The organism is Rhodanobacter denitrificans (assembly GCF_000230695.2).
GTDB classification, from domain to species: Bacteria; Pseudomonadota; Gammaproteobacteria; order Xanthomonadales; family Rhodanobacteraceae; genus Rhodanobacter; species Rhodanobacter denitrificans.
Genome location: NC_020541.1, coordinates 720,329 through 736,266 on the forward strand (window position 1 = coordinate 720,329; position 15,938 = coordinate 736,266).

Genomic DNA, 15,938 nt, shown 5'->3' on the forward strand with positions numbered 1-15,938 from the left:
CCACAGTCGTTGCAGGTGGCGCCCTCTATAATGCCGGGCATGTCTTTGGCGATGTGCATCCCCCAGTGAGCAAACTCTCCAGCCTCGAACGGCGCAGCGCGTTGACGCTGGCCTGTGTGATCAGCCTGCGCCTGTTCGGGCTGTTCCTGATCATGCCGGTGTTTTCGCTGTACGCGAAGGCGATGCCCGACGCCACCGGATTCATGATCGGACTGGCGCTGGGTGTCTACGGCATCGGCCAGGTGCTGCTGCAGATTCCGCTGGGGCTATTGTCGGACCGGATCGGGCGCAAGCCGGCGATCACGCTGGGGTTGATCCTGTTCGCCATCGGCGGGTTGATCGCGGCGATGTCGCACACGCTGGCCGGCATCGCGGTCGGCCGGGCGGTGCAGGGCATGGGCGCGGTGGCCGGCGCCGGCATCGCGCTGGCGGCGGACCTGACCGCGGAGGAAAACCGCGGCAAGGCGATGGGCATCATCGGCGTGTCGATCGGGCTGGCGTTCCTGCTGGCACTGATCCTGGGGCCGCCGCTGGAGGCCGTCGCCGGGCTGCCCGGGCTGTTCGCCGCCACCTCGATCCTGGCGCTGGCCTCGCTGGCGTTGCTGTGGCTGATCGTGCCCACGCCGACGCGTGCACGCGCGCCGGCCGCGGCGGGTGTCGCTGCCGTGCTGGCGATGCTGCGCGACGGTCGCATGCTGGTGCTGAACGGCTCCGTGTTCTTCCTGCATGCGCTGCTCACCGCCAGCTTCGTCGGTCTGCCGCTGCTGCTGGCGAACACCTTGCAGCTGCCGGTGAACCGGCACTGGGAGCTGTACCTGCCGGTGATGACGGTGGCCGCGTTCGTGATGGGCGCGAGCCTGCACCACATGCGCGAGGTCGCGCAGAGCCTGCGCATCGTGATGGTGTGCGTGGTGGCGATCGGGCTGGCGCTGCTCGGCTTCGCGCTGTCCGGCAGCCACCTGGTGGCGTTCGGCGTGGCCGCGGCGGTGTTCTTTTCCGCCTTCAACCTGCTGGAAGCGGCGCTGCCCAGCCTGGTCTCGCGGCTGGCGCCGGAGCATCTGCGCGGCGCGGCGATGGGTGCCTATTCGACCAGCCAGTTCATCGGCGCGTTCGTCGGCGGCGCGCTTGGCGGCATCGCGCTGGGCCGGCTCGGGCCGGACGGCGTGTTCGCCTGCGCCGCGGCGCTGACCTTGCTGTGGCTGCCGCTGGTGGTGGCCGGGGCGCGCCGGATCGATCGCGCCGCCGCGGTGGCGGGCGTCGCCGCGTAAGCCGGTACGGCGGCGGTTTGCAAAGGCCGCCGGGCGACCCAATCATGAGCCTCGGCGGCGTGGCCGCGGCCTGCATCGGGTACCGCTTTGATGGCTCATGAAATGCTCGCGCTGATCGCGCACTACGGCGTGCTGCTGGTGTTCCTCAACGTGCTGGTGACCCAGCTGGGCGCGCCGGTGCCGGCGGTACCGACGCTGGTGGTGGCCGGTTCATGGGCGGCGGTCGGCGGGCCGTGGGTGCTGGCCGGCACGATGGCGGTGGTGGTGGCCGGTTGCCTGCTCGGGGATTCGGCCTGGTACGCCGCCGGCCGGCGCTACGGCGCCGGCGTGATGCGCCTGTTGTGCCGCGTCTCGCTGTCGCCCGACTCGTGCGTGCAACGCTCCGAGCTGCGTTTCCAGCGCTGGCGTGGGCAGGTGCTGCTGGTCGCCAAGTTCGTGCCGGGGTTGTCGACCGTGGGCTCCTCGCTGGTCGGCGCCATGGGGCTGCGCTGGCCGCTGTTCGTGCTGTTCGACGGGTTGGGCTCGCTGCTGTGGGCCGCGCTGTGGACCGGGTCGGGTTATGCCTTCGCCGCGCAGGTCGACAAGCTGCTGTCCGCCGTGGCCAGCGCCGGCACGCTGGCGATCCAGCTGCTGCTGGTGCTGCTGGCGCTGTACGTGCTGGCGCGCTGGTGGCAGCGGCACCGCCTGCTGCGCACGCTGCGGATGGCGCGCATCACGGTCGAGGAACTGCACCGGGCGATGGCCGCCGAACGTGCCCCGGTGGTGGTCGACGTGCGCCCGCAAGCCTCGCGCCAGCTTGACACGCGCGTCGTTCCCGGCGCACTGCTGGTCGATGCGCAAGGCATCGACCGCACCGTGCACGACATCCCGTTCGACCGCGAGCTGGTGCTCTACTGCAACTGCCCGAACGAAGTGTCCGCGGCCAGGGTGGCCAAGATCCTGATGGCGCAAGGTTACCGCCGGGTGCGCCCGTTGCTGGGCGGGCTGGAGGCGTGGGATGCGGCCGGTTATGGGGTCGACCATCTGCCGACCGCCGGCGATTCGGGCGACTCGCCGGCGGCGGGTGCGACGCTGGCCTGAAGCGTCGCCCGGTACGCACGACGGCCCGGGCAGGCACCCACGCCGGCGTCAGCTTCCGGCTGCTGGACTGGGTCCGTCCCGCGGTTATGATAGCCAGCCTGATCCACCACTCCGGCCGCAACCCCTCGCAGAATTTGCGGCCGGCTCAACCGAGGACATATCCATGGCACGTGGCGTCAACAAAGTCATCCTGATCGGCAACCTGGGCTCGGACCCCGAGGTGCGCAGCACCGGCAGCGGCACCACGGTGTGCAGCTTCAGCCTGGCCACTTCCGAGTCGTGGACCGACAAGCAGAGCGGCGAAAAGCAGGAACGCACCGAGTGGCACCGGATCAAGATCTTCGGTCGCCTCGGCGAGATCGCCGGCGAGTACCTGAAGAAGGGCCGCCAGGTCTACATCGAGGGTTCCATCCGCACTGACAAGTTCACCGGCAAGGATGGCGTGGAGAAGTATTTCACCGACATCATCGCCAGCGAGATGCAGATGCTCGGCAGCAACGAGGGCGGCGGCGCTGGCGGCGGTTACCAGCGCGAGCGCCCGCAGGGCGGCCAGCGCCAGGGCGGCGGCCAGTCGCGCGGCAACGACGACCGCGGTCCGTCGCGCCCCTCGCCATCGGCCCCGGCCGACAACGGTTTCGCGGATGACGAGATCCCGTTCTAGCGAACACCCTGCGAGGCTTGTCGCCTTTCCCTGACGGCCCGCCTCTGGCGGGCCGTTTCCGTCAGGGGGCGGCCTTCTCTTCGTTGCGCAGGCGCGCCACGGCCGACGCGGCATTCACCTGCAGCGTGCCGTCGGAAAGCCGGCTGCTTTGCAGCAGCAGGTCGTGCATCGAACGCGCATCCAGTCCGGGCGCCATGGCGAGCAGCAGGGCAGCGATGCCGCTCACGTGCGCGGCGGCCATGGACGACCCGGAAGTGAAGTCGTAGCCGCCGTCCGGCTGGGTGGTCAGGATGTCGTTGCCGGGTGCGCTCAGTACCCCCGGCGGCGCTCTCGATGCGTTGCTGCTGCGCACGACGATGACTCCCGGTGCACGGTCGGGAAAGCCGGCGGCGTTGCCGTCCGGCGGCATGGCCGTGATCACGATGCGGCCCTGCTCCAGCAGCCGGGCAAGCAACTGGTCGAGCAGCGGATCAGCCGGGCCGCCCAGGCTCAGGTTGATGATGCGGGTATCGGTGTCGATGACCGCCGCCAGGGCCTTGGCCAGGGTGAAGGTGTTGCAGCGGGCACCGGCGCCGGGCGAGGGCGGATACCAGCATGCCTTGTAGATGCTGAGCCGGGCCTTGGGCGCCATCCCCACGATGCCCTGGTGGTTGTCGGCGTCGGCGGCGATGACGCCGGCGACCTCGGTGCCATGATTGTCGCGGTCGAACGCCGCGCGATCCGCGTCGACCAGGTTGCGGGTGTCGCGAATGCGTCCGCGCAGGTCGGGGTGGGTCAAGTCGACGCCCGTATCGACGATCGCGACATCGACCTCGGCGCCCTGGCTGAGGTTGTGCGCGAGTGCCGCATCGGTTTCGACGAAGCCGCGCTGCAAGTCGGCATAGGGATCGTTGTAGTGGTGGGCGTCCTGCCGTGGCGGATCGGCGTAAACGGAATAATCCTGCAGTGGCTGGGCAAGCCGCACCCGGGCGTCTGCCGCAAGTGCCTTGAGCAGGGCGGCGCGGGGCATGCCGGGGGCCGGCGTCAGCACGATGCAGTACAGGTCGAGCGCCTTGACCGGCCAGCCGGTGACCTCCTGCCAGCCGTAGGTTCTCTTCAGCGCCGCGAGCGTCGATGCCGCCCGCTGGCCGACCCCATAGTTTGCGGACGGGACATAGCCCAGCACGCTGGAACCGGCATGCGTGGCGGGAGGGGCCAGCGGGTTGGCGACGGCCAGCACGATGTCGCGCCGGCTGTCCATGGCGGATGCGCTGGCCACGGATGAACGGTGCGGATCGGCGGGGTCATCGGCCGGCGCCGCGGGCCGCAGGTGCGCACAGGCACTCAGGGCCATCGCCGCGGCGAATACGATGGCCCCATGCTTCATGGCGTGGTGGCGACGGGCTCCGCCAGGCGGATGCCGTGGGTGGCGCGCAACTGCTGCAGCACATGCTGCTCCGTCGTGGTGGTGCTTCGCGGTACGACGGTATAGGCGCCGATGTCGTTGGGGCCATCCACCACCTGCAAGCCGAGGGTGTGCAGCAGCGCGTCCCAGTCGGACAGCTTCATGGCCGCATCAGGCACCACGCGGATCGAACCCGGGGTGGCCGGCCGGGGCGCCTCGCTGAGGGTGCGGTAGTGCGGGCGGCCGCCTTCCGACCACAGCTTCGTGCCCAGCGCACCGATGCCGATGGCCTGGATCAGCACCACGGCGGCCAGGGCGCGGGTCAGCCGGCTTGCCGTGCGTGAACGAAACGGCGCCTCCAGCGGAGCCGGCGCGTCGAGGCGGCCCAGCAAGTGTTTCAGCCCGACGTTGGCGTCGAGGGGGATATCGGAGGGCAGCGACATCGCCAGTTGCACGCGGCTCTGCTGCGCAAACTCGGCGCGGCACGCTTCGCAGTGCACGAGGTGGCTCATCAGCGCTTCGCCCTGCTCCCGCGGGGCGCTGCCCTGCAGCACCCAGGGCATGGCTTCCCAGGCGCGGGCGCAGTCGCGATCGGAACTCGTCTGGAACATCATGGCGCGCCCTCCTTGCGTATCGGCGATTCTCCAGCCAGGGAGGGAAGCACGTTACGCAGTTTCACGCGCGCGTGGAACAGCCGCGCCTTCACCGTGCCCACGGGGCATTGCATGATGGCGGCCACTTCATCCAGGGAATGCCCCACGCCGTAGACCAGCTCGACCACGACCCGCTGGTCCACCGACAGGCAGCCGAGGCCCTTGCCCAGCCAGTCGCGCAGTTCGCGGTCTTCGCCCGGGTCGTGGGCGGGGACGCGATCTTGCCCCAGCGTGTCTTCGGCGACGGGTTCGTCGCCATGCTGGCGCAGTGCCTTGAGCCCGCAGCGGTAGGCAATGCCCATGATCCAGGTGGAAACGCGCGAGTCGCCGTGGAAATTGTCCGCCTTCTGCCAGGCGATCCAGAAACAGTCGTTGATGACCTCCTCGATGACGTCGGGACGCCGCGTCAGTCGGGACAGGAAGCGGCACAGCCTGCCGTGGTAGCCGCGGTAGAGCACCGCCAACGCGGCACGGTCGCCCATCGACATGCGCTGGAGCAGCATGCGGTCGGTGGCGTCAGTGTCGGTATCAGCGTCGTTCATGTGGCTTCGCGGGGTGGTCGGAACGCGGTCGGTGCATGCGTGAGTACCGTTTCGGCCGGTAAAGGTTGCCGGCGGATCAGAAGGACCGCGAGAGCGTGGCGATCCAGGGCTGCGCGCCCATGTCTCGCGTCGACCATCGCGATCCCAGGTCGGTCATGACGCGATCGAGTTCCAGCCGCCATGCGCCATCGACCCACATCAGCCCGACGTGGCCGTAGCGGTAGAAGCCTTCGCCATCGCCGGGCCGGTAATGCCCATATTGGCGGTAGTGGCTGTACCGCGCGGGCGGGACGTGGGCAACGCCCGCTCCGGCGGAAACGAAGGCATGCTCCGTCAACGGCCAGTAGAAATCGAGATCGGCGGCGGCACGCGTGCGCCGATCCGCGGAGCCGATGCTGCGGCTGGCCGACAGGCCGAACGTCAGGATGTCCCGGTACAGCCAGTTGACCCCGGCTTCGCCGCGGTCGTAGGCGGTCGAGCGGGCGTCGCCGGAATAGCGGTAGTAGAGCACGCTGGCCTGCATCTGCCAGTCGCCGGAAAGCGGCCAGTGGCGGGAACCCTGGAGCAGGGTTTGGACGATGCGCCCCGGCGAACGGACTTCGGCACTTGCGGACAGGCCCACCGACCAGCCCGTCGACGAGATCCACGAGGCAGCCGCCTGAACGGTGGGCGTGGCCGGCGTGATCGCCAGGCCGCGGTCGACCAGCTGCGAACCGAGTGCGACCGTACCGGCCACCCTGGCCGACTGGGCGTGCAGCAGGGCGGGATGGGCTGCGGCCGCCGCCACGGCAAGCAGGCCCAGCCCCATGCGGGCAAGGCAGCGGCCGCGGGTGCCGACGTCGAGGCGGGCGGGCCGGACCCGGTGCGGCACGATTCCTGCGCAGCGTGGGCCACATGCCGCCGTGGAATCTACCTGCGGCTCGAACGCAGGCGGGCGCGCACCGTCGCGGCGACGTGCGCCAGAGGCCTTGAGCGCGGGACAGGTGAGCCACATCGCGTCATTGTTCGATTGGTCGAGTACGGCGGCGCCCCATGGCATGGCCGCACCACGAAAGGCATGCACGCCTTATAACCGAATCTGCGCGGGAAGGGGTGCCCTCTCTCCATGGACGATGCCCGGAGGTGGCACGGGTATCGTCGGCCGGTTGCGGGGACGGCGCCGGCCTCCGCACGGGCAAGGCGGACGGCCCCGTGGGTGCCTGGCGAACGGGGCCGGCCACGCGGCAATGCTCTTGCGCGCCTTCAGAACGCCGCGCTCACGGAGATCGTGAAGGCGTTCAGATCCCTCGCATTGGTCACCGGCGCCCCGGGCGGCGCGCCGAAGATGTTGTTGCGGGCGCCGTTGAAGCGGCTGAAACGGAACCAGGTGGCGTAGATCCTCAGATTGGCCAGGGAGCTGAAGGATTCCTTGCCGAAAGGTACCCAGAACACGCTGACGAGGTTGCTGGTGGTATCGGGACTGCCGTACGGGACGTAGCGGGCGGGGTCGCGCGAACCCGTGCTCACCATGCGGGACAGCGCGATGCCGTAGCTTTGCCTGAAGGTGTAGATGGCGGTGGCGATCTGGTCGCGGGCCGAGCCCTGCGGCAGCGCGAGCAGGCCCGGAACGACGGGACTGGCAGGCGTGCTGCCGTAATCGCGCTTCTCGAGGATGTTCACGTAGCTGAGCTGCAGGATGTTCTGCCGGTTGCCCAGATACTGGTAGGTGAGGTCGTAACCCAGGTCGGTGATGTCGTCGGCGGGGCCCAGACGGGGCCGCTGGCGCCGGGTGGTCAGGCCCACCACGCCGGCCGAGACGAACTGGGCCTTGAACTCCTTCATGTAGGCGAAGCGGAAGTATCCCGTGTCGCTGAACTTGCCCGGATCGCCGCCGACCGAATAACCCAGCCGATCCTGCACGGACGTCTGCAACGCGTTGTAGGTGCCGACTTCGCCGTACCAATCCGAGTCGTACAGGGCGTAGACCGTGGCGCCGATGACGCGGTTGGCCGGTGCGCCGGGGCTGGACAGGTTCAGCAGGGTCCCGGTGACGCCGGGTGGACCCAGGGTCGAAGCGGCCGGCAGCACGGCGAGGGGGTCGTTGAACCCCGGATTGTTGTTGACGCTCACGCCGAGCGTCAGATCCTTGCCGCCCAGCTTGAGCGCCTTGGCGACGAAGCGCAGGTCGAGGTTGCTCAGCCTGGTGTTGTACTTGCCGTTGCCGACATTGTCGGTCTCGATCTTGACGAAGCCGCCCACGTGATCGGTCAGTCGCCCGGCCAGGTAGATGTCGGCTTCGGTCAGTCGGCTCTTGCTGTCGCCGCGCGCCGGGTTGGTGCGGGCCGCCACGAGTTGCGCGGCCACCGGCAGCGCGTCGCCGATGTTCGCGTCGGTGTATCCGTTGAGCTTGAAACGCATGCCGACCGGCGTCAGCCCCGGCCCGTTGTCGCCGCCGCCATAGGCGCTGGAGTGGCAGACCGCGCAGACGTAGCCGGTCTGCCGGGCAAACGAGGGAACCGCCTGGACGGCGTTGCTGGCGAACAGCAGCAGGATCGCGAGGCCGTGCCACAGAAGGTTCCCGCGGCGGCCGGTTTCGGGTCGGGTCGGAAAAGGCAACATGGGCTCTCCTTGGGGCCTGATCGGATGCGGCGATGCACGGGCCACGCGCCCGTCAGCGATGCTGCCCCGGCCGTACCGGCAGACCGCTGCAAGATGCGGGTAAGTGCCGGCCGGGCCGCCAAAGGTTGCGCACGGCGCCTGGCCGCGCCGGTGACGGCACCCGACCCGGCGGCAGGCCGTGCGGCGCCGGCGATCCGCCGCCCGCTGCCCGGCGCAACCTTTGTCCAGTCGGGCGGCACTCAAGCCTGTAAGTCGCCATCCCATGATTTGCAGCCGGGTCCGACCCATGGAAATCCAACGCATCCAGTTGCACAAACATGGCGACAGCCGCGGCATGCTCGTCGCGCTGGAACAGGACGGCGACGTGCCCTTCGCGATCCGGCGCGTGTACTACATCTTCGCCACGAAGAACGGCGTGCATCGCGGCCGGCACGCGCACCGCCATCTCAGCCAGCTGGCGGTGGCGGTGCGCGGAGCGGTCACTTTCCTGCTGGATGACGGCAGTGGCGCGACGGAGATCGTGCTCGACGATCCGGCCCAGGGCCTGCTGCTCGGCAGCATGGTGTGGCGGGAGCTCTACGACTTCAGCGACGACTGCGTGCTGATGGTGCTGGCCGACCACCCGTTTGATCCGGACGACTACATCACCGACTACGACCAGTTCCTGCGCGAGGTGAACGGCGCCATGCAACTGGAGGGTGCGACGGCATGTCAAGGCCGCTAGTCCTGATCGGCGCCGGCGAGTTCGCGCAGATCGCCTGCGAGTACTTCGAGCACGACAGCGACTACGACGTGGCGGCCTTCGGCGTCGAACGCGCCTATCTGACGCAGCCGCGGCTGGCGGGCCATCCCGTGGTGGCCTGCGAAACGCTGGAGACGGACTACCCGCCGGGCGAGGTGGAGGTGTTTGTCGCGATCCCCGCCAGCCAGCTCAACCGGCTGCGCACGCGCCTTTACCAGGAGCTGAAACGCCGGGGCTACCGCTTCGCCACCTATGTCAGCACGCGCGCGTTCGTGTGGCGCAATGCCGAAGTGGGCGAGAACAGCTTCATCTTCGAAGGCAACGTGATCCAGCCTTTCGTGCGCATCGGCAACAACTGCATCCTGTGGAGCGGCAACCACGTGGGGCACCGCACGGTCGTGCACGACAACGTGTTCATCGCCTCGCACGCGGTCGTTTCGGGCTACTGCGAGATCGGCGCCGGCAGCTTCGTCGGCGTGAACACCACCTTCAACGACCATGTGAAGGTGGCGCCCGACAACGTGATCGGCTCCGGCGCGCTGGTGACGCGCGATACCGAACCGGGCCGGATCTACGTCGGCTCGCCGGCGCGCGCCGTGCCGGACAAGTCCAGCTTCGACGTGAAGCTTTGAATGCCCATGGCCGCGTGGAGGAAGAAAGGGCTGGTATTCGACACCGCGCGGCATGGCGTGGGCGGCTGGATGCGCCACTCGGCGCTCACGCCGACCCCGTATCGCATCGACGGCGAGCGCATCCGCGTCTACGCGGGCTTTCGCGATGGCGATGGCGTCAGCCGCATCGGTTATGTCGACGTGCGCGCGGACGACCCGGCCACGATCGTGCGCGTCAGCGCCGAACCGGCGCTCGACGTCGGTCGGGGCGGGTGTTTCGACGACAACGGCATGATCCTGGGCGACGTGGTCGACGCGCCGGGCGGCCTGCACCTGTTCTATGTCGGCTTCCAGCACGTGGCCAGGGCCAAGTTCCTGGCCTTTACCGGCCTGGCGATTTCGACCGATGGCGGCGAGCACTTCCGGCGCGTGCAGGAGACGCCGATCCTGGATCGCGCGCCCGGCCGCAGCACGATCGGCGCGGTGCATTCGGCCATCCATGAAGGTGGCCGCTGGCGGCTGTGGTACGCCGTGGGCGACGACTGGGAAATCATCGGCGGCAAGCCGTTTCCGCGTTACCACATCCGCTACGCGGAGACCGATGATCTGCGCGCCATGCCGCACGAAGACCAGGTCTGCCTGCTGCCGCGCGGCAGCGAGTACCGGATCGGGCGGCCGCGGGTGTACCGGCTCGGCGGCGGCTACGTCATGTACTTCACGCGGGGCAACCTCAGCGGCGAATACTTTCCCGGCATGGCCTGCAGCGACGACGGCATCCGCTGGGAACGCCGCGACGATGCGCTGGGCCTGGCGCTCTCCGCCAGCGGCTGGGACTCGCGGACCATCTGCTACCCCGCGCTGATCCGCCAGCGCGACAAGCTGCTGATGTTCTACAACGGCAACGACATGGGCGTGGATGGCTTCGGTGTGGCCGAAGCCCTCGCGTCGCACCTCGACGGTGGCGCCGATGCCCGCGGTTAGGCGCTACGTTCCCGCCGATGCCGACGCCTGGGACGCCCTGGTCGAGCGCTCCAGGAACGGCAACCTGCTGCACCGGCGCGGCTACATGGATTACCACGCCGATCGCTTCGTCGACTGCTCGCTGGTCGTCGAGCAGCATGGCCGGATCGTGGCGGTGTTCCCGGCGGATATCCGCGACAAGCTGGTGACCAGTCATGGCGGGCTCACCTACGCCGGACTGATCAGCGGCCAGGCCCTGCGTGCCGACGCGACGCTCGCCGTGTTCGGACAGATGGCCGATGCCTACCGTGCGCTGGGCGCGCAGCGCATCGTCTACAAGGCGGTGCCGCACGTGTTCCATGCGTACCCGGCCGAGGAGGATCTTTACGCGCTGCAGCGCATGGGTGCCCGGCTGACGCGTCGCGACCTGTCCTCGGTGATTGCGCTGCAGGAACCGTTCCAGTTCACCGAACCGCGCCGGCGCGCGGTCAGGAAGGCGGGGCGGGCAGGCATCAGCCTGCACGTCGGCACCGATCCGGCGTCGTTCCACGCGCTGCTGTCGGAGGTGCTGCGCCAGCATCACGTCGCGCCTACCCACAGCCTGCAGGAGCTGCGCCTGCTGCAGGCACGCTTCCCGCGGCAGATCGTGCTGCACGAGGCGCGCCGGGAGGGTGTCCTGCTGGCGGGCGCCCTCATCTACGATCTCGGCCGGGTGGTGCATACCCAGTACCTGGCCGCTGCGGAGGAGGGGCGCCGGCTGGATGCGCTGAGCTTCCTGCTCGCCGGGCTGATCGGCAGCACGTATGCGGACCGGCGCTACTTCTCCTTCGGCATTTCCACCGAACAGGCCGGGGCGGTGCTCAACAGCGGGCTGGTGACGCAGAAGGAATACTTCGGCGCGCGCGGCATCGTGCACGATTGCTACGAGTGGCCGCTGTGATGGGTCCCGACGTGATGAAGAACGCACCGGTGGAAGCCGCCCCGGGTGACGTCCCGTTCCTGAGCCTCCGGGAAGTCAATGCGCGTTACGCCGACGAGCTGAAGGCTGCCGCGGCACGCGTCATCGATTCGGGCTGGTATGTGCTCGGCGACGAGCTCGTCGCCTTCGAGCGGGAGTTCGCCGGCTGGTGCGGCGTGCGCCATGCCGTGGGCGTGGGCAACGGCCTGGATGCGCTGTCGCTGATCCTGCGCGGCTACAAGGAACTCGGCGTTCTCGGCGAGGGCGACGAGGTCGTGGTGCCCGGCAACACGTTCATCGCCAGCTTCCTGGCGATCAGCGAGAACCGGTTGGTGCCGCTGCCGGTGGAGCCCGATGCGGCGACGTTCAACCTCGATCCGGCCTGCGTGGAGGCGGCGATCGGATCGCGCACGCGCGCGATCATGGCGGTGCATCTGTATGGCCAGCTGGCCGACATGCCGGCGCTGGCGGCGCTGGCCCGGCGGCGCGGCTTGCTGCTGATCGAAGACGCGGCGCAGGCGCACGGCGCGCTGCGCGACGGGCGCAGGGCCGGCACGTTCGGCGACGCGGCGGCCTTCAGTTTCTTCCCGGCCAAGAACCTCGGCGCGCTGGGCGACGGCGGCGCGGTGGTGACCGGCGACGTGGCGCTGGCGCGGCGGGTCGCGGCGCTGCGCAACTACGGTTCCGAGGTGAAGTACCGCCACCTCTGCCAGGGGCTGAATTCGCGGCTCGACGAGATGCAGGCGGCGATGCTGCGGGTGAAGCTGAAGTATCTCGATGCGGACGTGGCCTGGCGCCGCCGGGTGGCGCATCGCTATCGTGACGGCATCCGCCACCCGCGGATCAAGTTGCCCGGCGCGGTGCGCGAGGAACAGCACGCCTGGCACCTGTTCGTGGTGCGCTGCGCCGAGCGCGATGCGCTGCAGCGGCACCTGCGCGCACACGGCATCCAGGCCCAGGTACATTACCCGGTGCCGGCGCATCGGCAGCCCGCGTATCCCGCATTGCGCAGTGCCCGCCTGCCGCTGACCGAGCGACTGTGCGACGAGGTGTTGAGCCTGCCGCTGGGGCCGACCCTGGGCGATGACGGCGTGGCGCGGGTGATCGATGCCTGCAACGCGTTCGGAGGCGGGGCATGAACATCGTGCGCGCCGGTTTCTACACCAGCCTCGCGACCGCCGCGCGGCTGCTCGCCGGGCTGGTGGCGATCAAGCTGGTGGCGTGGTTCGCTGGCCCCGAGGGCGTCGGCCGGCTCGGCCAGTTCATGAGCCTGATGTCGCTGCTGGCGGTGCTCGCCGGCGGCGGCATCAGCGCGGCCATCGTCAAGTATGTCGCCGAGTACCGCGACGATCCGCCCCGGCTGTCGCGCCTGCTGTCCGCCGCGCTGTGCTACGCGTTCTGCGCCTCCTGCCTGATGGGCGGCGCGGCGCTGCTGCTCAGCCGGCAGCTCGCCGCGTGGCTGCTGGGCGACCCGGGCTATGCCGGCCTGATCCGCGTGCTCGCCGTCGCGCAGCTCGGCATCGCGCTGCTCAACTACATCCTCGCGGTGGTCAACGGCTTCATGGACGTGCGCCGGCTGGCCTTCATCCAGGCGGGCGGGGCGCTGGTCGGCATCGTGATGATGATCTGGCTGGCGCGCTGGCTGCATCTGTATGGCGCGCTGCTGGCGCTGGTGCTGGGCCAGCTGCTGTGGCTGGCGATCGCCTTGCCGGCGTGGTGGCGCAGCTCGTACTTCCGCCGCCGCATGCTGCGGCTGCACTACGACCGCGAGATGACCTTGCGGCTGGCGACGTTCTCGGTGATGACCCTCGCCTCCGCCCTGCTGCCGCCGCTGGTCAACATCGCCGTGCGCGACCATCTCGCGCTGCAGTTCGGCTGGGAACGGGTCGGCTACTGGCAGGCGGTCAGCAAGGTGTCGGACGCCTATCTGCTGTTCTTCACCGCGGCCATCAACATCTACTACCTGCCCAAGCTGGCCTCGACGCACGGCCGCGAGGCGCTGCTGGCCGAGCTGCGCAGCGCCGGCCGCCACGTCCTGCCGGCGGTCATCGTGCTGGCGGCCATGGTGTATGCGCTGCGCGGATGGGTGACCTGGCTGCTGTTCACGCCGGAGTTCGCCGCCGCCAACGCGCTGTACGGCCCGCAACTGGTCGGCGACGTCATCAAGGTCGCCTCCTTCGTCCTTTCCTACCTGATGCTGGCCAAGGCGATGACGGCGCTGTTCGTCGTCTCCGAATGCGTGTTCGCGGCCAGCTACCTCGCGCTGGTCTGGGTGTTTGCCGCGCGCTACGGCCTGGTCGGCGCGATGTACGCCTTCGCGCTCAACTACCTGCTGTATCTCGCCTTCAACCTGCTGGTTGCCCGGCGTTACCTGGGAGGGCTGCGACGATGAGCGGCGACGTACCGGCGAACACGGCGGCGCTGCCGCTGGTGTCCGTGCTGATTCCCGCGTTCAACCACGAGCGTTTCGTGCGGCGCTGCCTGGACAGCGTGCTGCAGGATCCGTACCCGGCCAAGGAGCTCATCGTCATCGACGACGGCTCGACCGATCGCACCGCCGAACGGATCGCCGACTGGGTCGCGACGCATTGCATGGATATCCCGATCGAGTACGTGCATCGGGACAACCGCGGCATCGCGGCGACGCTGAACGAACTGGCGGCGCGCGCGAACGGCGAGTTTCTGCGCCCCGGCGCCAGCGACGACTACCTGCTGCCGGGCGGTCTCGATGCCCAGGTGCGCTACCTGCTGGCGCATCCGGACAAGGGCGCGGTGATCGGCGATTCGGTCGTCGTCGACCAGGACGGCAACCGGCTGCACGACAGCGGCATGGGCCTGCTTCGCGGCGGCAGCAAGAGCCTGTACAGCTCCGACGACGGCATCCGCCGCGCGATCATCAGCCACTGGGCCATCGGCGGGCCGGTGGCCTTGATGCGGCGGAGCGCGCTGGACACCGTCGACCGCTGGAGCGAAGGCCTGCGCATCGAGGACTGGGATCTGTTCCTGCGCCTGGCGGCCCGCGACGCGCTCGGCTTCATCGACGTCAGCGTCTGCGCCTACCGCATCCACGGCGCCAACCTGAGCCGGACGCGGCACACCGCCACGCGGATCGGCAACCTCGCCGAGTCGCGCCAGGTGGCGCTGCGCCGGGCGTGCCTGTTCGACGAGCCGTACCGGACCCTGCTGCGGGCGCAGGCGCACCACATCGGCGCCAAGATCGCGTTCCTGCAGGGACAGCCATGGTCGCTGGCGCGGCATCTGCTCGCCTGGTCGTGGCTGCGACTGCTGTCGAAGCTGCGGCCTTCATCCGGACGTCATGGCGTGGAGGCGGCATGAAACGGTTGCTGCGCCTGCCGTCGGCCTATCTCGCGCTGCCGCTCCTGTTGGCCTGCGCGCTGACCCTGCTCACCTACGATCTCCCGGTCGACTACCTGCAGGGCCTGCTGCTGCTGGCGGTGGTTGCCGCGGCGATCGGCTGGTTCGACGTGCAGGCGCGGATCAGGATTCCGCCGGCCTCGCGCTTTCGCGCGCGCAGCTACGCCGGCACCCGCGATGCGTTCGTGGCGCTGGCCTTCGCGGAGCTGGTCGCGGCTTTCTGCGTGCTCGACCTGGCGCTGTTCCCGATTCCGCTGTTCGGCAACCCGTCGTCCTACGCCGTGATGAAGGATGGGCACGAGCACGTCCGGCACGTGTCGGACATCTGCTGGGTGCTGCCGCCGATCGGGCTGTTGTGCGCCAGGAAGCGGTGGCTGCGCAACACGCTCATCGGCATCGGCTTCCTGTTTCCGATCCTGGTGATCGACCGCAACCGGGTGTTCGCCACGGTGTTCGCGTTCGCGCTGGTGGTCCTGCTGCGCCGGGACGAGGCCAGGCCGGTGCCGTGGAAGGCCGTCGGTTTGCTCGGCTTCGCCGGCGTCAGCGTGTTCTCGCTGCTCGGCATGCTGCGCTCCGGGCCGCTGGACTACCTCACCTTGCCGTTCAGCGCGATGTACCGCGCGGCGCCGGAAGGCATCAAGTGGCTGCTCCTCTACGCCACCGCCGGGCCGTACAACTTCAGCGCGATCCTGGCCAAGCACTACGGCAACGCCAGCTTCCTCATCCACCAGGTCGTGCCGCTGAGCGGCTCCGTGGCCACCGCGGGCACGGACATTCCGCTGGATGCGCCGACCATCAACGTGGGCACGGAGTTCTTCCCGTTCCTGATGGCGTTCGGCCCGGTCGGCGCGGTGGCCGCCGCCGTCGTGCTGTACGTGATGTTGCGCTGGAGCGTGTCGCGGCTGCGCGCCACGGTGTCGCTGTTTTCCCTGCTGATCTTCCTGCGGGTTTCCTACGTCTGCGTGATGGCGCCGTTCGCGCCGCAGGCCTACACGTGGACGAACGCCGGCTTCATCGGCCTGTGCCTGGTCATGCAGGTTGTCGCGGCCGGGCTGCCGAACCGGCGGACCCGCGCGCCGATCGTGTCTCCTTCCTCTCCCCAGTGA

16 protein-coding genes are annotated in these 15,938 nt (G+C 69.3%); 11 read left to right on the forward strand and 5 right to left on the reverse strand.

The features are described from left to right. Window positions 1-65: 65 nt before the first annotated feature. The 3 genes from R2APBS1_RS03150 to ssb all read left to right on the forward strand — a co-directional run bounded on the left by R2APBS1_RS03150 (window position 66) and on the right by ssb (window position 3,009). Window positions 66-1,268, forward strand: a complete 1,203-nt coding sequence (locus R2APBS1_RS03150; protein WP_015446850.1) for an MFS transporter — start codon at window positions 66-68, stop codon at window positions 1,266-1,268. A 90-nt stretch (window positions 1,269-1,358) separates the two neighbouring features. Next, window positions 1,359-2,348, forward strand: a complete 990-nt coding sequence (locus tag R2APBS1_RS03155; protein WP_041676665.1) for a DedA family protein/thiosulfate sulfurtransferase GlpE — start codon at window positions 1,359-1,361, stop codon at window positions 2,346-2,348. 163 nt (window positions 2,349-2,511) lie between these two features. Then, a complete protein-coding gene (gene ssb / locus R2APBS1_RS03160; RefSeq protein ID WP_015446852.1) occupies window positions 2,512-3,009 on the forward strand; it encodes a single-stranded DNA-binding protein in 498 nt (165 codons plus the stop codon). Between the two features lie 61 nt (window positions 3,010-3,070). Here ssb and R2APBS1_RS03165 read toward each other — a convergent pair whose 3' ends face one another. The 5 genes from R2APBS1_RS03165 to R2APBS1_RS03185 all read right to left on the reverse strand — a co-directional run bounded on the left by R2APBS1_RS03165 (window position 3,071) and on the right by R2APBS1_RS03185 (window position 8,186). Continuing rightward, window positions 3,071-4,375 carry a S8 family serine peptidase gene (locus tag R2APBS1_RS03165; RefSeq protein ID WP_015446853.1) on the reverse strand — a complete coding sequence of 435 codons (1,305 nt, stop codon included), beginning with the start codon at window positions 4,373-4,375 and terminating at the stop codon, window positions 3,071-3,073. Next, complete coding sequence (locus tag R2APBS1_RS03170; protein ID WP_015446854.1) at window positions 4,372-5,007, reverse strand: hypothetical protein; 636 nt, start codon at window positions 5,005-5,007, stop codon at window positions 4,372-4,374. The genes R2APBS1_RS03165 and R2APBS1_RS03170 overlap by 4 nt, the downstream gene beginning before the upstream one ends. Further along, window positions 5,004-5,588, reverse strand: a complete 585-nt coding sequence (locus tag R2APBS1_RS03175) for an RNA polymerase sigma factor (RefSeq protein WP_015446855.1) — start codon at window positions 5,586-5,588, stop codon at window positions 5,004-5,006. The genes R2APBS1_RS03170 and R2APBS1_RS03175 overlap by 4 nt, the downstream gene beginning before the upstream one ends. A 76-nt stretch (window positions 5,589-5,664) precedes the next feature. After that, a complete protein-coding gene (locus R2APBS1_RS03180; protein WP_236126993.1) occupies window positions 5,665-6,627 on the reverse strand; it encodes a TorF family putative porin in 963 nt (320 codons plus the stop codon). Between the two features lie 203 nt (window positions 6,628-6,830). Continuing rightward, window positions 6,831-8,186, reverse strand: coding sequence for a hypothetical protein (locus R2APBS1_RS03185; protein ID WP_015446857.1), 1,356 nt, complete (start codon window positions 8,184-8,186; stop codon window positions 6,831-6,833). A 286-nt stretch (window positions 8,187-8,472) separates the two neighbouring features. Here R2APBS1_RS03185 and R2APBS1_RS03190 point away from each other — a divergent pair, with 286 nt between their 5' ends. From R2APBS1_RS03190 to R2APBS1_RS03225, 8 genes are read left to right on the forward strand one after another with little or no spacing between them, the layout of a single operon-like run. Then, a complete protein-coding gene (locus R2APBS1_RS03190) occupies window positions 8,473-8,910 on the forward strand; it encodes a sugar 3,4-ketoisomerase (RefSeq protein WP_007510708.1) in 438 nt (145 codons plus the stop codon). Beyond that, a complete protein-coding gene (locus R2APBS1_RS03195) occupies window positions 8,895-9,560 on the forward strand; it encodes an acetyltransferase (protein ID WP_007510706.1) in 666 nt (221 codons plus the stop codon). The genes R2APBS1_RS03190 and R2APBS1_RS03195 overlap by 16 nt, the downstream gene beginning before the upstream one ends. Window positions 9,561-9,566: 6 nt before the next feature. Beyond that, complete coding sequence (locus tag R2APBS1_RS03200) at window positions 9,567-10,520, forward strand: glycoside hydrolase family protein (protein WP_015446858.1); 954 nt, start codon at window positions 9,567-9,569, stop codon at window positions 10,518-10,520. Next, window positions 10,507-11,439: a GNAT family N-acetyltransferase gene (locus R2APBS1_RS03205; RefSeq protein ID WP_041676853.1), complete on the forward strand. Its 933-nt coding sequence runs from the start codon at window positions 10,507-10,509 to the stop codon at window positions 11,437-11,439. Before R2APBS1_RS03200 ends, R2APBS1_RS03205 begins: the two co-directional genes overlap by 14 nt. Beyond that, window positions 11,439-12,596 carry a DegT/DnrJ/EryC1/StrS family aminotransferase gene (locus R2APBS1_RS03210; protein ID WP_015446860.1) on the forward strand — a complete coding sequence of 386 codons (1,158 nt, stop codon included), beginning with the start codon at window positions 11,439-11,441 and terminating at the stop codon, window positions 12,594-12,596. The genes R2APBS1_RS03205 and R2APBS1_RS03210 overlap by 1 nt, the downstream gene beginning before the upstream one ends. Further along, the gene (locus tag R2APBS1_RS03215; protein WP_015446861.1) at window positions 12,593-13,849 is read left to right on the forward strand and encodes an O-antigen translocase; all 1,257 of its coding nucleotides are present in this window, start codon (window positions 12,593-12,595) and stop codon (window positions 13,847-13,849) included. The genes R2APBS1_RS03210 and R2APBS1_RS03215 overlap by 4 nt, the downstream gene beginning before the upstream one ends. Beyond that, complete coding sequence (locus tag R2APBS1_RS03220; RefSeq protein WP_015446862.1) at window positions 13,846-14,793, forward strand: glycosyltransferase; 948 nt, start codon at window positions 13,846-13,848, stop codon at window positions 14,791-14,793. The genes R2APBS1_RS03215 and R2APBS1_RS03220 overlap by 4 nt, the downstream gene beginning before the upstream one ends. Then, the gene (locus tag R2APBS1_RS03225) at window positions 14,790-15,938 is read left to right on the forward strand and encodes a hypothetical protein (RefSeq protein ID WP_015446863.1); all 1,149 of its coding nucleotides are present in this window, start codon (window positions 14,790-14,792) and stop codon (window positions 15,936-15,938) included. The genes R2APBS1_RS03220 and R2APBS1_RS03225 overlap by 4 nt, the downstream gene beginning before the upstream one ends.